The sequence below is a fragment of the Rhizobium sp. HT1-10 genome, from assembly GCF_049472505.1.
GTDB lineage: Bacteria > Pseudomonadota > Alphaproteobacteria > Rhizobiales > Rhizobiaceae > Rhizobium.
The window spans coordinates 156,699-176,787 of the sequence record NZ_JBCEBQ010000007.1; the positions used below are offsets into that span (position 1 = coordinate 156,699).

Annotated in this window: 20 protein-coding genes; 8 read left to right on the forward strand and 12 right to left on the reverse strand. The window is 65.2% G+C overall.

Annotated elements, in window-relative coordinates:
* Positions 1 to 93 precede the first annotated feature (93 nt).
* The 3 genes from VH564_RS17995 (at position 94) to VH564_RS18005 (ending at position 4,672) form a co-directional block, all read left to right on the forward strand.
* Positions 94 to 2,592, forward strand: a complete 2,499-nt coding sequence (locus tag VH564_RS17995) for a heavy metal translocating P-type ATPase (RefSeq protein ID WP_423341233.1) — start codon at positions 94 to 96, stop codon at positions 2,590 to 2,592.
* Between the two features lie 9 nt (positions 2,593 to 2,601).
* Positions 2,602 to 3,003, forward strand: a complete 402-nt coding sequence (gene cueR, locus VH564_RS18000) for a Cu(I)-responsive transcriptional regulator (protein WP_423341234.1) — start codon at positions 2,602 to 2,604, stop codon at positions 3,001 to 3,003.
* 121 nt (positions 3,004 to 3,124) lie between these two features.
* The gene (locus VH564_RS18005; protein WP_423341235.1) at positions 3,125 to 4,672 is read left to right on the forward strand and encodes a cation:proton antiporter; all 1,548 of its coding nucleotides are present in this window, start codon (positions 3,125 to 3,127) and stop codon (positions 4,670 to 4,672) included.
* Between the two features lie 32 nt (positions 4,673 to 4,704).
* Here VH564_RS18005 and VH564_RS18010 read toward each other — a convergent pair whose 3' ends face one another.
* From VH564_RS18010 to VH564_RS18030, 5 genes are all read right to left on the reverse strand, one after another.
* The gene (locus tag VH564_RS18010; RefSeq protein ID WP_423341236.1) at positions 4,705 to 5,136 is read right to left on the reverse strand and encodes a DoxX family protein; all 432 of its coding nucleotides are present in this window, start codon (positions 5,134 to 5,136) and stop codon (positions 4,705 to 4,707) included.
* On the reverse strand, positions 5,114 to 5,890 hold the full coding sequence (locus tag VH564_RS18015) for a molybdopterin-dependent oxidoreductase (protein ID WP_423341237.1): 777 nt from the start codon (positions 5,888 to 5,890) through the stop codon (positions 5,114 to 5,116). The genes VH564_RS18010 and VH564_RS18015 overlap by 23 nt, the downstream gene beginning before the upstream one ends.
* The gene (locus VH564_RS18020) at positions 5,887 to 6,741 is read right to left on the reverse strand and encodes a cytochrome b/b6 domain-containing protein (RefSeq protein ID WP_423341238.1); all 855 of its coding nucleotides are present in this window, start codon (positions 6,739 to 6,741) and stop codon (positions 5,887 to 5,889) included. The genes VH564_RS18015 and VH564_RS18020 overlap by 4 nt, the downstream gene beginning before the upstream one ends.
* Positions 6,742 to 6,875: 134 nt before the next feature.
* A complete protein-coding gene (locus VH564_RS18025) occupies positions 6,876 to 7,484 on the reverse strand; it encodes a hypothetical protein (RefSeq protein ID WP_423341373.1) in 609 nt (202 codons plus the stop codon).
* A 257-nt stretch (positions 7,485 to 7,741) separates the two neighbouring features.
* Positions 7,742 to 8,683: an arginase family protein gene (locus VH564_RS18030; RefSeq protein ID WP_423341239.1), complete on the reverse strand. Its 942-nt coding sequence runs from the start codon at positions 8,681 to 8,683 to the stop codon at positions 7,742 to 7,744.
* A gap of 207 nt (positions 8,684 to 8,890) precedes the next feature.
* Between VH564_RS18030 and VH564_RS18035 the strand changes: the two genes are divergently transcribed.
* Positions 8,891 to 9,163: a BrnA antitoxin family protein gene (locus VH564_RS18035; RefSeq protein WP_423341240.1), complete on the forward strand. Its 273-nt coding sequence runs from the start codon at positions 8,891 to 8,893 to the stop codon at positions 9,161 to 9,163.
* Between the two features lie 14 nt (positions 9,164 to 9,177).
* Here VH564_RS18035 and solA read toward each other — a convergent pair whose 3' ends face one another.
* The 6 genes from solA to VH564_RS18065 all read right to left on the reverse strand — a co-directional run bounded on the left by solA (position 9,178) and on the right by VH564_RS18065 (position 14,978).
* Entirely contained in the window at positions 9,178 to 10,347 is a 1,170-nt protein-coding gene (gene solA / locus VH564_RS18040) for an N-methyl-L-tryptophan oxidase (RefSeq protein ID WP_423341241.1), read from the reverse strand.
* Positions 10,348 to 10,363: 16 nt separating this feature from the next.
* Positions 10,364 to 11,854 carry an HAL/PAL/TAL family ammonia-lyase gene (locus VH564_RS18045; protein WP_423341242.1) on the reverse strand — a complete coding sequence of 497 codons (1,491 nt, stop codon included), beginning with the start codon at positions 11,852 to 11,854 and terminating at the stop codon, positions 10,364 to 10,366.
* A 4-nt stretch (positions 11,855 to 11,858) separates the two neighbouring features.
* On the reverse strand, positions 11,859 to 12,629 hold the full coding sequence (locus VH564_RS18050) for an ABC transporter ATP-binding protein (protein WP_423341243.1): 771 nt from the start codon (positions 12,627 to 12,629) through the stop codon (positions 11,859 to 11,861).
* A 23-nt stretch (positions 12,630 to 12,652) separates the two neighbouring features.
* The gene (locus VH564_RS18055) at positions 12,653 to 13,357 is read right to left on the reverse strand and encodes an ABC transporter permease (RefSeq protein ID WP_423341244.1); all 705 of its coding nucleotides are present in this window, start codon (positions 13,355 to 13,357) and stop codon (positions 12,653 to 12,655) included.
* 3 nt (positions 13,358 to 13,360) lie between these two features.
* Complete coding sequence (locus VH564_RS18060) at positions 13,361 to 14,086, reverse strand: ABC transporter permease (RefSeq protein WP_423341245.1); 726 nt, start codon at positions 14,084 to 14,086, stop codon at positions 13,361 to 13,363.
* Between the two features lie 67 nt (positions 14,087 to 14,153).
* Positions 14,154 to 14,978 carry a transporter substrate-binding domain-containing protein gene (locus tag VH564_RS18065; protein ID WP_423341374.1) on the reverse strand — a complete coding sequence of 275 codons (825 nt, stop codon included), beginning with the start codon at positions 14,976 to 14,978 and terminating at the stop codon, positions 14,154 to 14,156.
* Positions 14,979 to 15,320: 342 nt separating this feature from the next.
* On the opposite strand from VH564_RS18065, the gene VH564_RS18070 reads away from it, so the two are divergent.
* Complete coding sequence (locus tag VH564_RS18070; protein ID WP_423341246.1) at positions 15,321 to 15,470, forward strand: hypothetical protein; 150 nt, start codon at positions 15,321 to 15,323, stop codon at positions 15,468 to 15,470.
* An 87-nt stretch (positions 15,471 to 15,557) separates the two neighbouring features.
* The gene (locus VH564_RS18075; protein ID WP_423341247.1) at positions 15,558 to 15,680 is read left to right on the forward strand and encodes a hypothetical protein; all 123 of its coding nucleotides are present in this window, start codon (positions 15,558 to 15,560) and stop codon (positions 15,678 to 15,680) included.
* A gap of 39 nt (positions 15,681 to 15,719) precedes the next feature.
* Here VH564_RS18075 and VH564_RS18080 read toward each other — a convergent pair whose 3' ends face one another.
* Entirely contained in the window at positions 15,720 to 17,066 is a 1,347-nt protein-coding gene (locus tag VH564_RS18080) for a formimidoylglutamate deiminase (RefSeq protein WP_423341248.1), read from the reverse strand.
* A gap of 121 nt (positions 17,067 to 17,187) precedes the next feature.
* Here VH564_RS18080 and hutI point away from each other — a divergent pair, with 121 nt between their 5' ends.
* Both hutI and hutH read left to right on the forward strand, forming a co-directional pair.
* Positions 17,188 to 18,450 (forward strand): imidazolonepropionase, encoded by a 1,263-nt coding sequence (gene hutI / locus VH564_RS18085; protein WP_423341249.1) that lies wholly within the window; start codon positions 17,188 to 17,190, stop codon positions 18,448 to 18,450.
* A complete protein-coding gene (gene hutH / locus VH564_RS18090) occupies positions 18,447 to 19,982 on the forward strand; it encodes a histidine ammonia-lyase (protein WP_423341250.1) in 1,536 nt (511 codons plus the stop codon). The genes hutI and hutH overlap by 4 nt, the downstream gene beginning before the upstream one ends.
* The last annotated feature ends 107 nt before the right edge of the window (positions 19,983 to 20,089 follow it).

Sequence of the window (20,089 nt, forward strand, 5' to 3'; positions counted from 1 at the left end):
TTGGCTTCCAGGTAGCGGCGAGCGAAGAAAGCCCTTGACCTTCCAGTGACTGGAGGGTTGATAAGGGACTCTGCAGCAACTTGGAGTGTTGGCATGGCGATCGAGAACGGCGGAAACAGCGCAGAACATGCTCATAAGCATGAGCATGGGGCGAAGAGCCCGGCGGTCACCCGAGACCCGGTCTGCGGCATGCTGGTCGACCCGGTCGCCGGCAAACCGCAGGCGGAGCATGGCGGCCGTCTGTTCCATTTCTGTAGCGAAGGATGCCGCACGAAATTCGTGGCGACCCCGGAAAATTTCCTTTCGGCAAAGGATCCGGTCTGCGGCATGACCGTCGACCGCGCCACGGCGGCGCATTTTCATCGCCATGACGGCGCCAAATACTATTTCTGCTCGGCCGGCTGCCAGCGCAAGTTCGAAGCCGACCCGGCCGCCTATGTCGACGGTTCGGCGCCTGCAGCCGCAGCCATGCCGAAGGGCACGCAGTATACCTGCCCGATGCATCCGGAAGTCGTCAGCGACAAGCCCGGCGATTGCCCGAAATGCGGCATGGCGCTGGAGCCGATGGGCATTCCCGCGGCCGACGCAGGGGCAAACCCGGAGCTTGCCGATTTCCAGCGTCGGCTGTGGATCAGCACCGGACTGGCCTTTCCCTTGTTGGTGATCAGCATGGGGCCGATGCTCGGCCTGCCACTCGAGGCGCTGATCGGTGGGACGCTGCTGCGCTGGATCGAGATGCTGCTGGCAACGCCTGTCGTGCTCTGGGCGGCGCAGCCGTTCTTTCGCCGCGCCTGGAATTCCGTCGTCAACCGCAGCCCCAACATGTGGACGCTGATCGGCCTCGGTGTCGGAGCCGCCTATCTCTACAGCGTCGTCGCCATGCTCGCACCCGGCCTGTTTCCGATGGCGGCCATGCAGCACGGCGGGGTGCCGGTCTATTTCGAGGCTGCGGCTGTTGTCGTGGCGTTGGTCTTCGTCGGCCAGGTGCTGGAACTAAAGGCCCGGGAGCAGACGGGCTCGGCCATACGCGCCCTGCTTGCCCTTGCGCCGGACACGGCGCGGCGCGTCGATGCCAATGGCGGCGAGGAAACGGTGTCGCTCGATCTGGTCCGGGTCGGCGACCGGCTGCGGCTGCGCCCCGGCGAACGGGTGCCGGTCGACGGCACGGTTGCCGAAGGCGGCTCGACGGTCGATGAATCGATGATCACGGGCGAGCCCCTGCCGATCGAGAAACAGGTCGGCGCGGCGCTCACCGGCGGCACCATCAACGGCAACGGCACGATGCTGATGCTGGCCGAGAAGGTCGGTGCCGATACGACCCTGTCGCGCATCGTCGGGATGGTGGCGCTGGCGCAGCGCTCGCGGGCGCCGATCCAGGGAATGGTCGACCGCGTCTCGGCGGTCTTCGTGCCGGCAGTGGTGCTCGCAGCGCTCGTCACCTTCGTTCTCTGGCTTGCGGTCGGTCCGGAGCCACGGCTCGCCCATGCGCTGATGTCGGCGGTCGCCGTCTTGATCATCGCCTGCCCCTGCGCGCTCGGTCTGGCGACGCCGATGTCCGTCATGATCGCCACCGGCCGCGGCGCGCGCGAAGGCGTGCTGGTGCGCGACGCCGAGGCGCTGGAGCGCTTTGCCGGCGTCGACACGCTGGTGATCGACAAGACCGGCACGCTCACCGAAGGCAAGCCCGTGCTTACCGATCTGATTGCCGCCGAGGGTACGACGGAGGAACGGCTGCTGCAGCTCGCCGCCGGTCTCGAACAGGGTTCCGAGCACCCGCTTGCCGCAGCGGTGCTCGAGGCGGCGCGGCAACGCGGCGCTGCTGCCGTCGATGTCACCGGTTTCCAGGCGGTCACCGGCAAGGGGATAGGCGGCGTCGTCGACGGGACGGATGTCGGCCTCGGCAATGCCGCGATGATGCAGACGCTCGGGGTCGAGCCCCAGTCGCTGGAGCAGCAGGCCGAAAAGCTGCGCGGCGATGGCAAGACCGTGGTGTTCCTCGCTTACGGCGGCAGGCTCGCCGGCCTGCTCGCGGTCGCCGACCGCATCAAGGAAACGACGCCGGCCGCCATCAAGGCGCTGCAGGAGAGCGGCCTCAGGATCATCATGGCGACGGGCGATGCGGCGGAGACGGCGTCGGCCGTTGCCCGCAGGCTCGGCATCGATGAGGTCCATGCCGGCCTGCTGCCGGAGGGCAAGAAGGCGCTGATCGATGCGCTGCACGCCGCCGGCGCCAAGGTCGCGATGGCCGGCGATGGCATCAACGACGCGCCGGCGCTGGCCGCCGCCGATGTCGGCATTGCCATGGGCACGGGCGCCGACGTGGCGATGGAGAGCGCCGGCATCACGCTGGTCAAGGGCGACCTCAACGGCATCCTGCGGGCCCGCCGCCTGTCGCAGGCGACGATCCGCAACATTCGCCAGAACCTCATCTTCGCCTTCGGCTATAATGCCGTCGGCATTCCCTTGGCGGGCGGGATACTCTACCCGGCGTTCGGGCTGTTGTTGTCGCCGATGATCGCCGCCGCCGCCATGAGCCTGTCATCGGTCTCGGTCATCGGCAATGCGCTGCGGCTGCGCGGCGAGAAGCTCTAGGAGGAAGGCATGAACATCGGCGATGCAGCGGAGCGCTCGGGACTGCCGGCCAAGACGATCCGCTATTACGAGGAGATCGGCCTCATCAGGCCCGATCGTGGCGACAACGGCTACCGCGATTACCGCGCCGCGGATATCCATAAGCTGCGCTTCCTGCAGCGCTCGCGCGGCCTCGGTTTCTCCGTCGAGGAGTGCCGCCAGCTGCTGGCCCTCTATGAGGATCGCGACCGCGCCAGCGCCGACGTCCGGCAGATCGCCAGTGCCAAGCTGACGGAGATCGACCGCAAGATCCGCGAGCTGACCGAGCTGCGCCGCACGCTGGAAACGCTGGTCCACGCCTGCCACGGCAACGAGCGACCGGACTGCCCGATCCTTGAGGAACTGGCCGAAGGACCGGCCGTCCAATCGTGAAAGGCAGCATGCTCGGGGCGGGCATTTCCGTCGCTTGACGTCTTTCGACGATTTCTCCACCCTGCCGCTTGCCGAAGGCTTTTTTCGACCAAGATAGCGGGATTGGAGAAAACTTGAACCCATGGCGTTTTTCGAAAGCCTGCTGACGCTGCTGCTGGTGGCGATCGTCTTCCTGCAGCCGTCGCGGCGGCTGATCATTCCCTATCCGACGATGCTGGCCGTCGCGGGCCTGCTGGTGGCCACCCTGCCCTGGGCTCCGACCATTTCCATCGATCCGCAGCTGGCACTGGCGCTGTTCATCGCGCCGGCGCTGTTCGACGCGGCCTACGACCTGCCGCCGCGGGCTTTGCGCGAGAACTGGGTGCCGCTGATCTCGCTGGCCGCCATCGCCGTCATCCTGACGACGGCGGCCGTCGCCTTCGTCGGTGTCACCTTCGCCGGCCTGCCGCTCGCCGCCGCAATTGCGCTCGGCGCCATCGTCGCGCCGCCGGATGCGGCTGCGGCCAACGCGATGCTCAGCCGGTTCGCTTTGCCGCGCCGGACGTTCGCGGTGCTGAAGGGCGAAAGCCTGCTCAACGATGCCGTGGCGCTGCTGATCTTCGGAGCGGCCGTCGCCTTCGCAACCGGTGGACAGCCGGCGTCCAGCGTCATTCCGGAACTGGCGCTGGCGGCCCCCGGCGGCCTCGTGCTTGGCATCGGGCTCGGCTATCTCTACATCACCATCGCGCCGAAACTGGCTGGAACGCTGGGCGGCTCGCTGTTCGAATTCGTCGCCACCTTCGGCACCTGGGTGATCGCCGAGCGCCTGCATCTGTCGGCGGTGCTGGCAATCGTCGCCTATGCCATGGTCATCGCCCGCTACATGCCGGAGCGCCAGTCGGCGCGCAATCGCATACATTCCTATTCCGTCTGGGAAGCGACGATCTTCATGTTCAACGTCCTTGCCTTCCTGCTGATGGGCATGCAGGCGCGGGTGACCATCACAGAGCTCTACCCGAAGAACCTGGGAACGGCCTTTGCCTTTGCCGGCATGGTCCTGCTGGTTGTGGTGGTGGTGCGCCTCAGCTGGGTGATGCTCTACAACCGCGTCGTCACCTACTTGTCGCGCCGGAAACTGATCGCCGAGGAGCCGCCGACGGTGGGCATGAGCCTGGTCGCCGGTTGGTGCGGCATGCGCGGCCTGCTGACACTGGCGACCGCCATCGCCCTGCCTGCGGATTTCCCGTCGCGCGATCTGATCGTGTTTGCGGCGCTCACCGTCGTGCTCGGCACCCTGATCATCCAGGGACTGACGCTCGGGCCGCTGATCCGCCTGCTGAAGTTCGGCAATGATGACTCGATGCGCGAGGACATCACCGCCACCCGCATGACGCTGCTCGACACGGCCCTTGCCGATCTCGATACGCTGGAGGATTCAGGCGAGGTCAGGACCCTGAGGGCGATCTATGTCGGCGAACGCGATCTCACCTCCAAGGGCATCCACCCGCGTGAAAAGAGCGAGCTCGACAGCCTTCGCCGCCGGTCGATCCGGGCAAAACGCGTCAAGCTCGCCGATATGCGCCGTTCCGGCACGATCGACGACGACGTCTTCCACGCGCTGGAGCAGGAACTGGACTGGGCCGAAATGGCCGCCTCGCCAGCGGACAGATTCGAGATCGTCGAGGGGTAGATAGTACGACCCCTGGCGATGGAAGGGCCGGGCTAGGCCCGCCTTTTCGACGCAAACGGCCACGACACGACCCCACCCGCATACAGCGCCCACCAGACCAGAACCGGCTGCAGGGCAAGCCTCGGGGCGTGGTACCACCAGCCGAGCTCGGGCGTTCCGGGGCCCGACAGGCTGTCGATGGCGTGCTTGATGTTGGCGGGGTAGACGCAGACGGCATAGGCGGCGAAGGCGATGCCGGCGGCGGATCGCAACCGGCCGGTCAGCAGCGCTGCGGCGCCTGCGAGTTCGCAGATCCCGGTGACGAGGATGACCTCGTGCGGCATCGGCACCCAGGCGGGGGTGATCTTGGCAAACACGTCCGGGATGGCGAGATGAAACACGCCGGCGATCGCATAGATCACGGAAAGCGGAATGCGGGCGCCCCAGCGCTGCGGGTTTGGCTCAGATGCCGGCATACCACTCATAGCCCCGATCCTCCCAGAACCCGCCCTTGCCGCCCCAGAGATCGTCGAACCGGTCGCGGATCTCGATGCGCATGAGGTATTTCGCGTGCTTGTAGCCGAGATGCCGCTCGACCCGCAGGCGCAGAGGCGCGCCGTGCTCGACTTCCAGGTCCTTGCCGTTCAGCGAATAGGCGAGAACCGATTGCGGATGGAAGGCGTCGACGAGATCGATGCTCTCGTAGTAGACGCCGCTGCCGTCGAGCGTCTGCTCGAGTTCGTCGGCACAATGGAACACCGCATAGCGCGCGCCCGGCTTCAGGCCGGCACTCTGCAGGAGCAAGCCGAGCGGCACGCCCTGCCATTTGCCGATGGCGCTCCAGCCCTCGACGCAGTCGTGGCGGGTGATCTGGGTGCGCGACGGCAGCTTCTTGAGATCAGCCAGCGACAGTTCCATCGGCTGGTTGACCATGCCGTCGATCTTCAGGCGCCAGTCGACGAAGCCGGTCTCGCTCATCCGCACATAGTCCGGACTGTTCGGCTGGGTCGAGCCGTTCGGGTGGAAGCTCGACGAGATCTCCGCCTCGGTGAACTCGCGGGCGAGCGCCTGTTTCGACACCAGCAAGCGCTGGCTGCCCATGGTCAGCTTTTCAGCCATGGCCAGCACCTTCTGCACATGCGGGTTGCTGGCGACATCGTCGCAGCCGGTGAGGCCGATGGCGCCGAGGCCTGCGGCCGAGCCGATCAGGAAGCGTCGACGGGAAAGGATCCGGCTCATGGCTTCGTCTCCCCTGAAATCGCATAGCGGCCTGTCACCATCGAGCGCATGTTGTTCCAGAAACCGGAGAGGATGACCATGGACACGTGAACGACGACGAACAGCACCAGGCTCCAGGCAACGATGAAGTGGATACCGCGCGCCGATTGACGGCCGCCGAAGATATCGAGCAGGAACGGATAGCCCGCATCCATCGCCGGCGACATGGTAAGCCCCGAGCCGATCATCAGCGGCAGCAGGAGGAAGAGAACGAGAATATAGGTCAGCTTCTGCAGCGCATTGTAGCGGCGCGCCTTCTCGCCCTTGGGAAAGCGCAGCCGGGCATGGTCCTTGATCTCCTGCCAGACGTTGCGCGGCGCGACATCGTGGGCGGTCGGGGCGAGATCGCGGCGGAAATGGCCGCCGATGAGGCCGTAGAGAACGTAGAGCAACCCGTTTATGACGAACAGCCAGGCGAAGAAGAAGTGCCAGCGGCGGCCGGTTGCGAGATCCTGGAAACTCGGAACGGTCGCCCAGGCCGGGAAAGCCCGCGATGTCATCTCTCCATCGACCCTGGACGCGCCGAGCAGACCAGTGGTTGTCAGCGTCAGGCTGCCGATGCGCGTGGTGCCGAGGATGCTGTCGCCGTCCTCGCGGCTCGCGATCTCGAACCAGGATGGGTCCTCGACGGCGCCGTATTGCCCCCAGTGAAGCTGCGGATGGGCATTGAAGATCTGCATGCCGCTCATCAAGAGCAGCGTCAGACAGAGGACGTTGATCCAGTGGGTGAGCCGGGTGACCAGCGAGTGGCGCCTGATGGAGAGTTTGGCCGGCCCCGATGGCGCGACGCCGATGTCTTCGATGCTGGCCATGAACCGTCCCCTCGCGATGCCGCCCGACGCAGCCCGGATCAACTTTGCAGGATGCCGCAGCGCTGCGCCAGCCGGATAAGGCAACCCGGCTGCAGGAGGCAGCCGGGCATATCATTTCAGTCGGTCGTGACAGGTCACATCGGCGGGACGACACCGTTGATGCCGACGACGACACGGTCGGCTTCCACCATGTTGTCGCTGCCGGTGGTGCCGTTGATGATCACGCCGGCACCGGCCTTGATGTCGGCCTTGGTGGCCGGTGCAATGGTGACGACGGGCGTGCCCGGCGGGATCGAGATCTTCTTCTCGCCGCCCTTGTAGGTGAGGGTCAGGGTCGGGCCGTTGACTGATGTCACGGCGCTTGCGACCGTGGCATTGGTCATCGAGCTCTTCGGCTTCAGGTCCCAGCCGTAGTCGCCTTCGCCGGTGCCCTTCATGGCAGCCGGGAAGATCAGCACTTCAAGTGCGCCGTTGACGCCGCTGTCTGTCGGCATGGAGGCGATGCCGACGAAATCGCCGGGCTTGATGTCGCTGACATCGGCCTTGACGATGCCGTTTACGGACCAGCCGGATTTCAGCATGATCATGACATCCTTGCCTTCGCGCGATTTGACCGTCAGCGTGTCGCCGCTGAGGGTTTCGACCACGCCACGGACGCGGATCTTGTCGGCAGCTTGTGCCGCCTGCAGACCGACACCTGACATCATCAGGACGGCGGCGAGCGCCAGGGCGCCCTTCTTCATCGGATTGCTGTTCATCGCTTCGTTTCCTAGATTGACCGACCTTGCGGCCTTTATTGGATAGGGATTGGCGCCTGTCTGCCGGCCTGTTGGGGATTGCCGCGCAAACAGGATTTTGATCGTGCGCAATTTAAATACCCTAGCGAGGGGGATACCGCGCAGCCAATCAAACTATAGTGAGACGAAAGTCGGCGCTGTGCTGAAACTCTCCAAAGGCGGATGCCGTTCTCTCCGGCTCGTCGCAGGGGACTTTCGGCGCGTCATCGGGACGCCCGCGCCAGATGTCCGAGAACATGGCAGACCAGGCGTCCGACCACGGTGGCCGAGATATCGTTGACGTCGCCCTTCGGCTGGAATTCGACAATGGAGAAGCCTGCCAGACGCCGACCGTCGAGCGCCCTTGCGATCAGCGCCGTCATTTCGTCGAAGGAAAAGCCGCCCGGCGATATCGCGTTGACACCGGGGCACGTGCCGGGATCCATCGCGTCGCAGTCGACATGGATGAGCACCGTGCCGTCACGGGGGATGGCGTCGATCACCGCATCGATGCCGCGCCGGCGTGTTTCCGATACAGTTATCAACCGCGAGCCCCAGGCGATTGCCGCCTCGACGTCCTTACGTCGGGCACTGCCGACGGCGCGGATACCGACCTGCGTCATCGACGCGACGAACGGCAGCTCCGAGGCACGGCGCATCGTGCTGGAATAGCCGAGCGTCTCGCTGCCGATGCTGTCGCGCCAGTCGATATGGGCGTCGATCTGCAGCAGATGCAGCGGGCCTGCCAGCGCCAGCCCGCGCATGAACGGGATGGCGACGGAGTCGTCGCCGCCGATCAGCACCGGCGTGGCACCGGCGGCAACGATGGCGCGGGTGACACGCTCGATGTTGTCGCGGTTCGTCGCCGCATGGTGGGGATCGGTCATGACGTCGCCGAGGTCGAGGACCTCCAGTGCTCCGTCGTTGAGGAGCGGCCCGGCGAAATCGAAGTCCCAGTGATCGATGTGGACGCAAGCCGCCGTCACCGCCCGGCGCACCGCATCCGGACCCGTCTCGCCGCCCTCTTCCGGACTCCCGTCCGGATAGGGCGTGCCGTGCACGGCGCCGAAGATGGCGACCGCACCGGCCTTGGGCGCGGTGGCGGCGGGAAGGTCGAGGAATGTCCTGGGGCTTGCCTGCAGCAGTCCGGCGATTTCGTCGTTCATGCCGATGTTCCTGGTTCTTGCGTCGATGTCCTCTGAAGCCTGCCTGATGGGCAATCGCGACGACTTCCATTGATGACGATAATCTATCATCCGGGCCGGCGGAAGGCTACGATGAGCCGGAGACCCCCGGATGCAAACGGACCTATCCTTGTGATAAGCGGATGAGGCTCATGTCCCGTGACATGAGCCGAAAGGAGCGTTCTTCTTATGAACAAGCCCACTAAGCCGATCCCGACGTTCCAGACCGAGGCGGAAGAACGGGCATTCTGGGAAGCAACAGATTCCGCCGCTCATCTCGACTGGAGCCAGGCGCAGTCGGTCAGGCTTCCCAATCTGAAGCCGTCAACGACATCGATTTCCCTGCGGCTTCCGAACGGGCTGCTGGAACGCATCAAGATTGCCGCGAACAAGCGCGACGTGCCGTACCAGTCGCTGATCAAGGCCTGGCTCGCGGAGAAAATCGATGCCGTGCAGAAATAGCCCGGCGTGGCTGCTCAGACCGGCGCCTTGCTTTTGGCCACGATAAATCGCTCCATTGCGTCGAACGTGAAAGCGCCGATCGGCAGTGGCGTCGCGCCGTCCAGTGCCAGGTCTGCCAGGATTTCGCCGATGACGCTGGTGAACTTGAAGCCATGGCCCGAACAGGGCGAGGCGACGACGACGCGCGGATCGCCGGGCATCAGGTCGATCAGGAAATCCTCGCTCGGCAACATGGTATAGCGGCAGGTGATGGCGTTGACACGTACACCGTTGGCATCGGGCATTCGCTTGGCCATGAAGGCGTCGAGAAGCGCGGTGTCGGCCTCGTTCACCGGCGGATTGGGCGCATTCGGATCGATCGGTTCGCGGAAATGGGCATGGCGACCGATCTTGACGCCATCGACGCCGATGGCCGGGAAACCGAAATAGGAGCCGTCATCGCCCTCGTCGCGCAGGAAGGCCGGCATGCGTCGCGGCTGCGTGATGAAGCCGTCGCGCGGCTGGTACCAGGCGACCACCTGGCGGATCGGCACGGCATGTTCCTTCAGCTGCGGCACCAGCTCGGCGATCCAAGATCCGGTGGCGACGATGACCTTTTTCGCCCGATAGCGCGCCGTGGAAGAAGCGATCGTCACGCCTGTATCGTCGGGCTCGATGCCCGTCACTTTCTCGCCGAAATGCAGCGTCGCCCCGTCCTCTGCAGCCAGCTTGAGGTAACCCATCACCGCCGCTTCCGGCCGGAGGTAGCCGCCTTGCGGATCGAGCAGCGCGACCTCGTCGGCGTCGAGCGAGAAGACCGGGAACCGCGACTTCGCCTCCGCCTGGTCCAGCTCCTCGTAAGCCAGATCGTGCAGCGCGCAGGAGGCGCGGGTGCCCGTCACGATGGTGCTGTCGGGTGCGCCGATCTGCAACACGCCGGTGATCGTCAGGATTTCGCTGCGCAGCCGCGCTTCCAGCGACCGCCAGTTGGCATAGGCGCGCTTCAACAGCGGCAGCACGTAGGACGGGTCCTCGAAATAGCCGAGCCGGATGAGACGGCTGTCCCCATGGGACGATCCGAGGCTGTGGGCCGGGTAGTAGGCGTCGATGCCGATGACCTTGACGCCGCGCGCTGCCAGAAACGAGAGTGCGGCGCTGCCCATGGCCCCGAGGCCGATGACGGCGACGTCGAATTGCGGTGTCATGTCCATAGTCCCGATTTCAAGGTTGCGGCGGCGTGATGTCGCGGATCAGCGACCGCACGGCCTCGATGTCGCCACCGAGCGGCCGGTCGTCGGCATAGTGCCCAATGCGACTGCGGACAAGCCGGTAAATCGCCTCGGTGCCGACGGCCTGCGATGCGGACGGGGCCAGGAGGTCGTGCGCCTGTGCCGCTGCCATCAGCTCGATGGCGAGGATGTACTCTGCATTGTCGAGGACAGCGAGCAGCTTGTTGGCGGCAGCCGTCGGATGGGCGAGGAAATCCTCCTGTAGCGCCGAGGTGAGCCCCCCGTCCAGACTGGCAGGCGCAGCCAGCCGGCGGTTGTCGTTGGCAAGGGCAGCCGCGGTATATTGGGCGATCATGAAGCCCGATTGGCTGCCGGCATCGCTGGCGAGGAACGGCGGCAGGCCGCTCACCAGCGGATTGACCAGCCGGTCCATGCGCCGCTCGCTCATCGCGCCGATCTGGGCAAGGGCGATCGCCAGGCTGTCGGCCGCTTGTCCCAGCGCCGGCGACACGGCATGGGCCTCGGAGGAGACGACCGGATGATCCGGAGTGCCATGGACAGCCGGGTTGTCGGTGACGGAGGCGAGCTCCTGGTCGACCACGCGGGCGGAATTGTCGAAGACGTCGCGAGCGGCCCCATGGGCGTGGGGAATGGCCCGCAGGCTGAGCGCGTCCTGGGTTCGTTTGCCGAGCGCTGCGGCGATCAGGCCGCTGCCCTGAAGCCGCTGGCGCAGGGACGCGCCGACATGGGCGACGCCGGGCGAGACTTTCAGGGCCAGCACGGTCTCGTCGAAGGCGGCCATCTGCCCGCCGGCGGCTTCAAGCGTCAAGGCGGCGATGGCATCGGCCCAGTCGAGCAGCCCTTCGGCCCGGGCCAGAGCGACGCAGGAGAGGCCGGTGGCGCAAGCGGTGCCGTTGACGAGGCTGAGGCCTTCCTTGGCACCGAGCACCAGCGGCGAAAGGCCGATGGTATCGAGCGCCTGCCGGCCGGTCATCGTCTGTCCGGCGACGCGGGCCGTGCCCTCGCCGATCAGCACCAGGGCGGTGTGGGCATTGTGGGTGAGGTAACCGGCGGACCCCTTCGAGGGGACGTCGGGGACGCAGTCCTTTTCCAGGAACATCAGGAGATGCGCGACGATCTCGCGGCGGACGCCGGAATAGCCTTGGCTGAAATTGGCGATCTGGGCGGCGATGATGGCCCGCACCTCGCGGGGGGCGAGCAGCGGCCCGACACCGCAGGCATGGCTGAGGACGATGTTGCGCGACAGCTTGCTCTGGGACTCTCGGTCGACCACGGTGTCGGATAGAGCGCCGACGCCGGTGTTGATGCCGTAGGCGCGCTGGCCTGTTTCGACGATGCGGGCAACGATCCGGCTGGCATTGTCGATGCGCTCCCAGACGTCGGGGGCAAGCGAGAGGGTCTGGCCGTCGGCGACGTCGGCGATGGCGCGCCAGCCGAGGCGGGTTTCGAGAGTGACGGTCATGGGCTCAGCTTCCAAAATGTCCGATGAACTGCCGGAAGGCCGGCGAGCCGCCGCCGCCGAACATTTCGTCCGGCGTGCCCGAACTGTCGATCAGCCCATCGCGCATGAAGACGACACGGTTGGAGACGTTGCGGGCAAAGCTCATCTCGTGGGTGACGACCAGCATGGTCATGCCTTCTTCCGCCAGCGCCCGCATGACCCGCAGCACCTCGCCGACCAGTTCCGGGTCGAGCGCCGAGGTCGGCTCGTCGAACAGCATCACCTTCGGCTTCATTGCCAAAGCGCGGGCAATCGCCGCGCGCTGCTGCTGACCGCCTGAGAGATGGGCCGGATAGGCATGCCGCTTGTCCGCTATGCCGACCTTTTCGAGCAGCGCCTCGGCCTCCGCGATGGCCTCGCTGCGCGGCCGCTTAAGCACATGGATCGGCCCCTCGATGACATTCTGCAGGATGGTCATGTGGGACCAGAGATTGAACGACTGGAAGACCATGCCGAGTTCGGAGCGGATATGGTCGACCTGGCGGTGGCTTTCCGGCTTGCTGCGGCCGTTGCGGTGGACCATCCGGATCTGCTCGCCATCCACCCAGATCTCGCCGTCATTGGCGATCTCGAGCAGGTTGATGCAGCGCAGGAAGGTGGATTTGCCGGAGCCCGAGGCGCCGAGCAGCGAAATGACGTCGCCGTCCTCGGCATCGAGCGAAATGCCGCGCAGCACCTCGTGGGTGCCGAAACTCTTGCGGATATTGCGGACCGAAAGTCGGTTGACGCGGGCCATGGTCGCTCCAGTTCAAACTGCGGTTACGCCTTCAGAGCCTGCGGGATGGCGCGGCGATGGCGGGAGAGGTGATATTCCAGCAGCCCCATGGCCTGCAGGATGACGAAGTTCAGCACAAGGTAGATGATGGCCGCACAGAGGAAGACCTCCATGGTCCGGTAGGTGTGCGAGATCAGCCGCTGCGCCACGCCCGTGACTTCCCAGACGGTGACGAGGCTCGCCAGCGCCGTCGACTTCATCATCAGCACGATCTCGGTCGAGTAGGCCGGCAGCGCGTGGCGGAAGGCGATCGGTGCCAGGATGCGGCGCACCAAGAGGAAACCCGACATGCCGATCGAGCGCGCGGCCTCGATCTCCTTGGGCGAGACGGCGCGGATGCCGCCGCGGAAGATTTCGGCGGTATAGCCGGCGGTGCACAGCGCCAGCGACAGCACGGCGCAGACGAAGGGCTCGCGCAGCATTGGCCACAGAAACGAGTAGCGGATGATGCCGAACTGGCCGAGGCCATAGAACACCAGGAACATCTGGATCAGCAGCGGCGAGCCGCGAAAGACGAAGATGTAGGCCTTGGCGAAGCCCGACAGGATCGGATTGCCGCCGGTGCGCATCCAGACCAGCAGCAGCGCCAGCAACCCGCCGAGCACGATCGAGCAACCGAACAGGGCCAGCGTCATCGGCAGGGCGGCGAGCAGCGTGACCATCGTCGAGGACAGGAAGGCAAAATCCATGGTTCAGGCCTTCCCCATCGCCGCTGACGGCATGCTGCGGTTGGCGCGGCGCTCTGCCCGGTTGAACACCTGGTCCGAGAGGCTGGTGAGAATGAGGTAGAGACAGCCGCCGGCGATGAAGAACAGGAAATACTGCCGCGTCGAGCCCGCCGCCACCTGGCTGGTGCGCATGAGTTCGGCAAGCCCGGTCACGGAAATCAGCGCTGAATCCTTGAGGCTCAGCTGCCAGACATTACCGAGCCCGGGGATGGCCAGCCGCAGTACCTGCGGCATCACGATGCGACGGAAGCGCAGCCGGGCGCTCATGCCGATGGCCGAGGCGGCCTCCAGTTCGCCCTTTGCGATCGCCAGATAGGCGCCGCGATAGACTTCCGCCTGATAGGCACCGGAAATGATACCGACGGCAAAGGCGCCCGCGGCAAAGGGTGGCAGGCCGAGAAAGCCTTCATAGCCGAAGGCCTTGCCGATCGAAGTCAGCGCGCTCGATCCGCCGAAATAGATGAGATAGATGATCAACAGTTCCGGCACGCCGCGAAAGACGGTGGTGTAGGCATGGCCGAGCACCCAGAGCAGCCGGTTGCCGGACAGCTTCGCCGCGGCGACCATGGTGCCGAGCACGGCGCCGATCGCCAGCGCCGTCGCGGTTACGGCAAGCGTCAGCAGCGTTGCCACGAGGAGCAGCGCGCCCCACCCGGTCGAACCGAAGCCCAGCAGTTCCAATGTCGACATCTGATATTCCGTATCGGCGCGAGGGGACGCCTCCGACCGCCGGGGCCGGAAGCGTCGGTTCGGAGGCTTATTTCGGGCTGACGTCCGTCTTGAACCACTTCATCGACAGGGTCTTGACGGTGCCGTCATCGAGCGCCGACTTGATGGCCTTGCTGAACATGTCGCGCAGGTCGGTGTCGGCCTTGCGTACGCCGAGGCCTTCGCCGACACCCCAGATCGGGCCGGCGATCTGCGGGCCGGAGAAGCCGAGCGCGCCGTTGGCGGCCTCGAAGGCGGTCTCGAAATAGACGGCATCGTCGAAGCCGAGGTCGATGCGGCCGTTCTGCAGGTCGAGATCGCGGTCGGCACCGGTCTTGTATTCGCGGATCGTGGCGATGTCGGCGAAGTTGTCGTAGACGAACTTGGCATAGACCGTTGCCGCCTGGATGCCGATCGTCTTGCCCTTGAAGGCTGTCTTCAGGGCATCGATCTCAGCCACGCCCGTCTGACCGGGTGTCATGGTGATCGTCTTGCCGGTGCCGGCGGCGTTGGCAAGCGGGCTGTCCTTGGCAACGGCGAAGGCGGCCGGCGTGGCGGCATAAGGAATGGTGAAGTCGATGACCTGCTTGCGCTCGTCGGTGATCGACAGGGCATCCATGATGATGTCGAACTTGCCGGCGTTCAGCGCCGGGATCATGCCGTCCCAGTCGGAGGCGACCAGCTTGCACTCGACCTTGGCGCGCTCGCAGAGCACCTTGGCCAGTTCCGGCTCGAAGCCGCCGAGCGTGCCGTCGGCATTGGTCATGTTCCAGGGCGCATAGGCACCCTCGAGCGTGATAGTGACGGTTTTCCAGTCCTTGGCCTGGGCAGCCTGGCCGGCGAGGGTTGCCAGCGCGACGGCGCTGGACAGCATCAATGTGGTGATCTTCATGTTCTCTCCTCTGGGGTCGAATGGGAGCGTGTTGCTGCCGTGCCGGTCTTTGCCGGCTTGTCGGGCACAACGCGCTTGCGTGTGGAATGTGGTCTGGTGTTTTTGGCACCATATGAGATTTCGGAGGCGCGGCAAGACGCCTGACGATTAAAATGCAAATTTGGCTGCTGCGTAATCAATAGGCAATCCAGTGCGCGCCGATATCCTCTTTTCCTGCGACATACGTCTATATTTAAGGAATTGCTGACAGTGCCTCAGAAATGGCATCGAATTCTGCTAGACCTGTGATTCTCAAATTTCGGTGATGAACGGAGACAGCCCCAGATGGCCATTCGCCCCCTCTTGATCGGTCTCACTCTCATCCTTGCGCTGGTGCTGATCATTCTCAGCATCCTGTTGGTCAATCCGACCCACAACGTTCGTCAGGCTGACCCGCTTGCGCCGCAGCCTCCTGGTGCAAATTCGCAGCAGTAGGCTGGTATCGGTCGTTCGGCGATACCACTTGAGGAACTGCTTGCTCCACCACGCGTTGGGTGGGCTAGTTCACAAGGAAATACGCTTATGCGAGTGATGATAGCCGTCGTAACCATCATGGTGGTCTCCGTTCTCAGTCTGACGATGCTGACGCCAGCCGGCGAAGAGCTGACAGGCAAGGGAGCCAAGCTCGAAGCCAGCATCCATTAGTCTACCCTTGACCGAAAAGCGTCGTTCTGACCGTCGCGGTCAGGTCGATAGCAGCCGGCGCATGGCGGCCTGGAAGCGCATGCTGATGGCATCGCGCCTCACGTGACGGCCACCGCTGACCTGCTTGCGTCCGAGTGCCCACACGGCGTCGACGCGGACGCCGCCGGCAAACAGCCATTGATCCAGCCACTGATCGCTTGACAGGTACGGCACTGCCGAGACGTCGAGCGAAACCAGATCGGCGCTGTTGCCTTCGCTGAGGCCCGTCTTCACCCCCAGCGCAAGCCCGCCGCCCTCCACTGCCCGATCGTACAGCGTGCGCCCTGTCGAGCCGCTCGCAGGCGCCACGACGTTTCGAGCCCGCAGGGCCAGGCGCTGCGAATATTCGAGCTGGCGCAACTCTTCCGGCAGCGAAATGAGGATGTTGGAATCGGAGCCGATGCCGTAGCGTCCGCCTTCCTCCAGGAATTGCGGCGCCGGAAACGTGCCGTCGCCGAGATTGGCTTCGGTGATAGGGCAAAGGCCGGCAACGGCGCCACTCCTGGCCATCCGGCGGGTTTCGTCTTCTGTCAAATGCGTCGCGTGGATCAGGCACCAGCGCGCATCGACGTCGGCATGGTCTAGCAGCCACTCGACCGGCCTTGCGCCCGACCAGGCGATGCAGTCCTCGACTTCCTTGACCTGCTCGGCGACATGGATGTGGATCGGACCATCCCGACCGAGATCCACAGCGAAGGCCAGTTCCTCCGGCGTGACAGCCCGCAGGCTGTGCGGCGCAAGGCCGAGCACACCGCCGTCGAGCGACGCGATCACCCGACGGCAGCCATCCATCAGCGTGGCGAAGCGGTCCGGCCCATTGATGAAGCGGCGCTGGCCCTCTATCGGTGCGCCGCCGCCGAAGCCGGAGCGGGCATAGAGCACGGGCAGCAGCGTCAGGCCGATACCGGCCTCCGCGCTCGCCGCGCCGATGCGCTCGGCCATTTCGGCGATATTGGCAAAGGGACTGCCGTCCCGGTCGTGGTGAAGGTAGTGGAATTCGCCGACGCGGCAAAAGCCGGCTTCGAGCATTTCCATGTAGAGCTGGGCCGCGACGGCCTCGACATCGTCAGGAGTCATGGAGAGGGCGAACTTGTACATCACCGTCCGCCAACTCCAGAAGCTGTCGCTTCCGGGTCCGCGAACCTCGGCAAGGCCCGCCATCGCCCGCTGAAAGGCATGGCTATGCAGGTTCGGCATGGCCGGGATCAGCGCGGCATGGCGTTCATCCGAGGCTTGCGCCGGCACTCCGACGGTAATGCCGGCGATGCGCCTACCGGCAATTTCGATGCGCACGTCCTTTGCCCAACCGCCGGGCAGGAGGGCCGCCTGTGCATGGAGTCCGGTCATCGGCATTCCCCTTCTCTTCGCGGGCGATCCGTCCTAGGTTTCCCGCAAGTCGCATAAATTTCGCTTGTCACCCGGCGAATATGTATATACATGTTTGGCCATAATGAAAGGCGCAAAGCTGATGAGTGGGAACAATTTTTCCGAACCAAGCACCGCATTTCTAGGTCGTCCGCGCTTGCTGCGCAACGCCCGTCTGGCGACGCTCGACCCTTTGCTGCCAGGCCTCGGAATCGTCGAAAAGGGTGCCGTAGTCGTGGAGAACGGCCGCATCTGCTATGCCGGCCCGGAGAGCGAACTGCCGGTCCCCGCCATCGAATCCGCCGATATTTTCGACCTCGAGGGCCGCTGGGTCACGCCTGGCCTCATTGATTGCCACACCCACATCATCTACGGCGGCAACCGCGCCCGCGAGTTCGAGATGCGACTGCAGGGCGCCACTTATGAGGAGGTGGCGCGCGCCGGCGGCGGCATCGTCTCTTCGGTCAACGCCACCAACGCGCTCTCGATCGACGGTCTTGTCGCCGCCGCCCTGCCACGGCTCGATACGCTGCTGGCGGAAGGCGTGACGACGATCGAGATCAAGTCGGGTTATGGGCTCAACATCGACGCCGAGCTGCGCATCCTGCGGGCTGCGCGCGCCTTCGAGCGCCTCCGTCCCGTGCGCGTCGTCACCTCCTACCTTGCCGCCCATGCGACGCCGCTTGCCTACAAGGGGCGCAACGATGCCTATATCGACGAGGTTGTCCTTCCCGGCATGCAGCAGGGGGCGGCCGAGGGGCTGATCGATGCTGTCGACGGTTTCTGCGAGGGCATCGCCTTCCAGCCCTCCGAAATCGCGAGGGTCTTCGATGCAGCCCGGTCGCTTGGCCTGCCGGTCAAGCTGCACGCCGAGCAGCTCTCGAACCTCGGCGGCGCGAAGCTCGCCGCCGGCTATGGGGCGCTGTCGGCCGATCATCTCGAATATCTCGATGCAGAGGGCGTGAAGGCCATGGCCGCCAGCGGTACGGTGGCCGTGCTGCTGCCCGGCGCCTTCTACGCCATCAACGAAAAGCAGAAGCCGCCCGTGCAGTTGCTGCGCGACGCCCGTGTGCCGATCGCCATCGCTACCGACAGCAATCCGGGCACCTCGCCGCTGACCTCGCTGCTGCTCACCATGAATATGTCGGCGACGCTGTTCGGCCTGACGGTCGACGAGTGCATCGCCGGCGCCACCCGCGAGGGCGCCCGCGCGCTGGGCCTGCTCTCGGAAACCGGGACAATCGAGGTCGGCAAGTCAGCCGATCTCGCCATCTGGTCGGTCGAGAGCCCGGCCGAACTTGTCTACCGGATTGGCTTCAATCCGCTGCATGCCCATCTGTTCAAGGGCGAGAGGATCGACCGATGACCATCACGCTACATCCGGGCTCGGTAAGCCTTGCCGAACTCGCAACGATCTACTGGACCGGCGAGCCCGCCGTTCTCGACCGCTCTTTCGATGCCGGCATCGAGCGGGCGGCGGCCCGCATCGCCGAGATCGCCGCAGGCAATGCGCCGGTCTACGGCATCAACACCGGCTTCGGCAAACTGGCCTCGATCAAGATCGACCGCGCCGACGTGGAGACGCTGCAGCGCAATCTGATCCTCTCCCATTGCTGCGGTGTCGGCCAGCCGCTCGCCGAGAACATTGTCCGGCTGATCATGTCCCTGAAGCTGGTGTCGCTCGGCCGCGGTGCCTCCGGGGTCCGGCTGGAGATGGTTCGGTTGATCGAGGCGATGCTCGACAAGGGCGTCATTCCGGTCATCCCTGAAAAAGGCTCCGTCGGCGCGTCCGGCGACCTGGCGCCGCTTGCCCACATGGCTGCCGTGATGATGGGCGAAGGCGAGGCGTTTTTCGCGGGCGAACGGCTCTCCGGCGCCGAGGCGCTGGCAAAGGCAGGTCTGACGCCAATGGTGCTTGCCGCCAAGGAAGGCCTGGCGCTGATCAACGGCACCCAGACCTCGACGGCACTTGCACTGGCGGGCCTTTTCCGGGCCCACCGGGCAGCCCAGGCGGCGCTGATCACGGGTGCGATGTCGACAGATGCGGCCATGGGCTCCTCGGCGCCGTTCCATGCCGACATCCACCGCTTACGCGGTCATCAGGGCCAGATCGATACGGCGGCGGCACTGCGGGCGCTCCTCGACAAGTCAGTCATCCGCGAAAGCCATATCGAGGGCGACGAGCGCGTCCAGGACCCCTATTGCATCCGCTGCCAGCCGCAGGTCGACGGCGCCTGCCTCGATCTTCTGCGCCAGGTGGCGAAATCGCTGCAGATCGAGGCCAATGCCGTCACCGACAATCCGCTTGTTCTCTCGGACAATTCGGTGGTTTCGGGCGGCAATTTCCACGCCGAACCGGTGGCCTTTGCCGCCGACCAGATCGCCCTTGCCGTTTGCGAGATCGGCGCCATCGCCCAGCGCCGCATCGCGCTTCTGGTCGATCCGGCGCTGTCGCACGGCCTGCCTGCCTTCCTCGCCCGTAAGCCCGGCCTCAATTCCGGGCTGATGATCGCCGAGGTGACCTCGGCGGCGCTGATGTCGGAAAACAAGCAGATGTCGCATCCGGCCTCCGTCGATTCGACGCCGACCTCCGCCAACCAGGAAGACCATGTCTCGATGGCCTGCCACGGCGCCCGCCGGCTGCTGCAGATGACCGACAACCTGTTCGGCATCATCGGCATCGAGGCGTTGACGGCAGCTCAAGGCATCGAGTTCCGCGCGCCCCTCGTCACCAGCCCCGAACTGTCAGCCGCCCTCGCCACCATCCGCCGCGTCGTCCCGACGCTCGACGAGGACCGCTACATGGCAAACGACCTTGCAGCAGCGAGCGAGCTGGTGTCATCTGGGACGCTGAACGCCGCAGTATCGGATGGTATCCTGCCGGGGCTGGAGGGTTGAGCTGATGCATGAGGTATCGTCGAGACTGACACCACGCAGGCCGCAAACGTCAGGGCCCTCCGTCATGCGCCGGGCTTGCCGCGCCCTTGAGAGTTCGCGCACCCCTT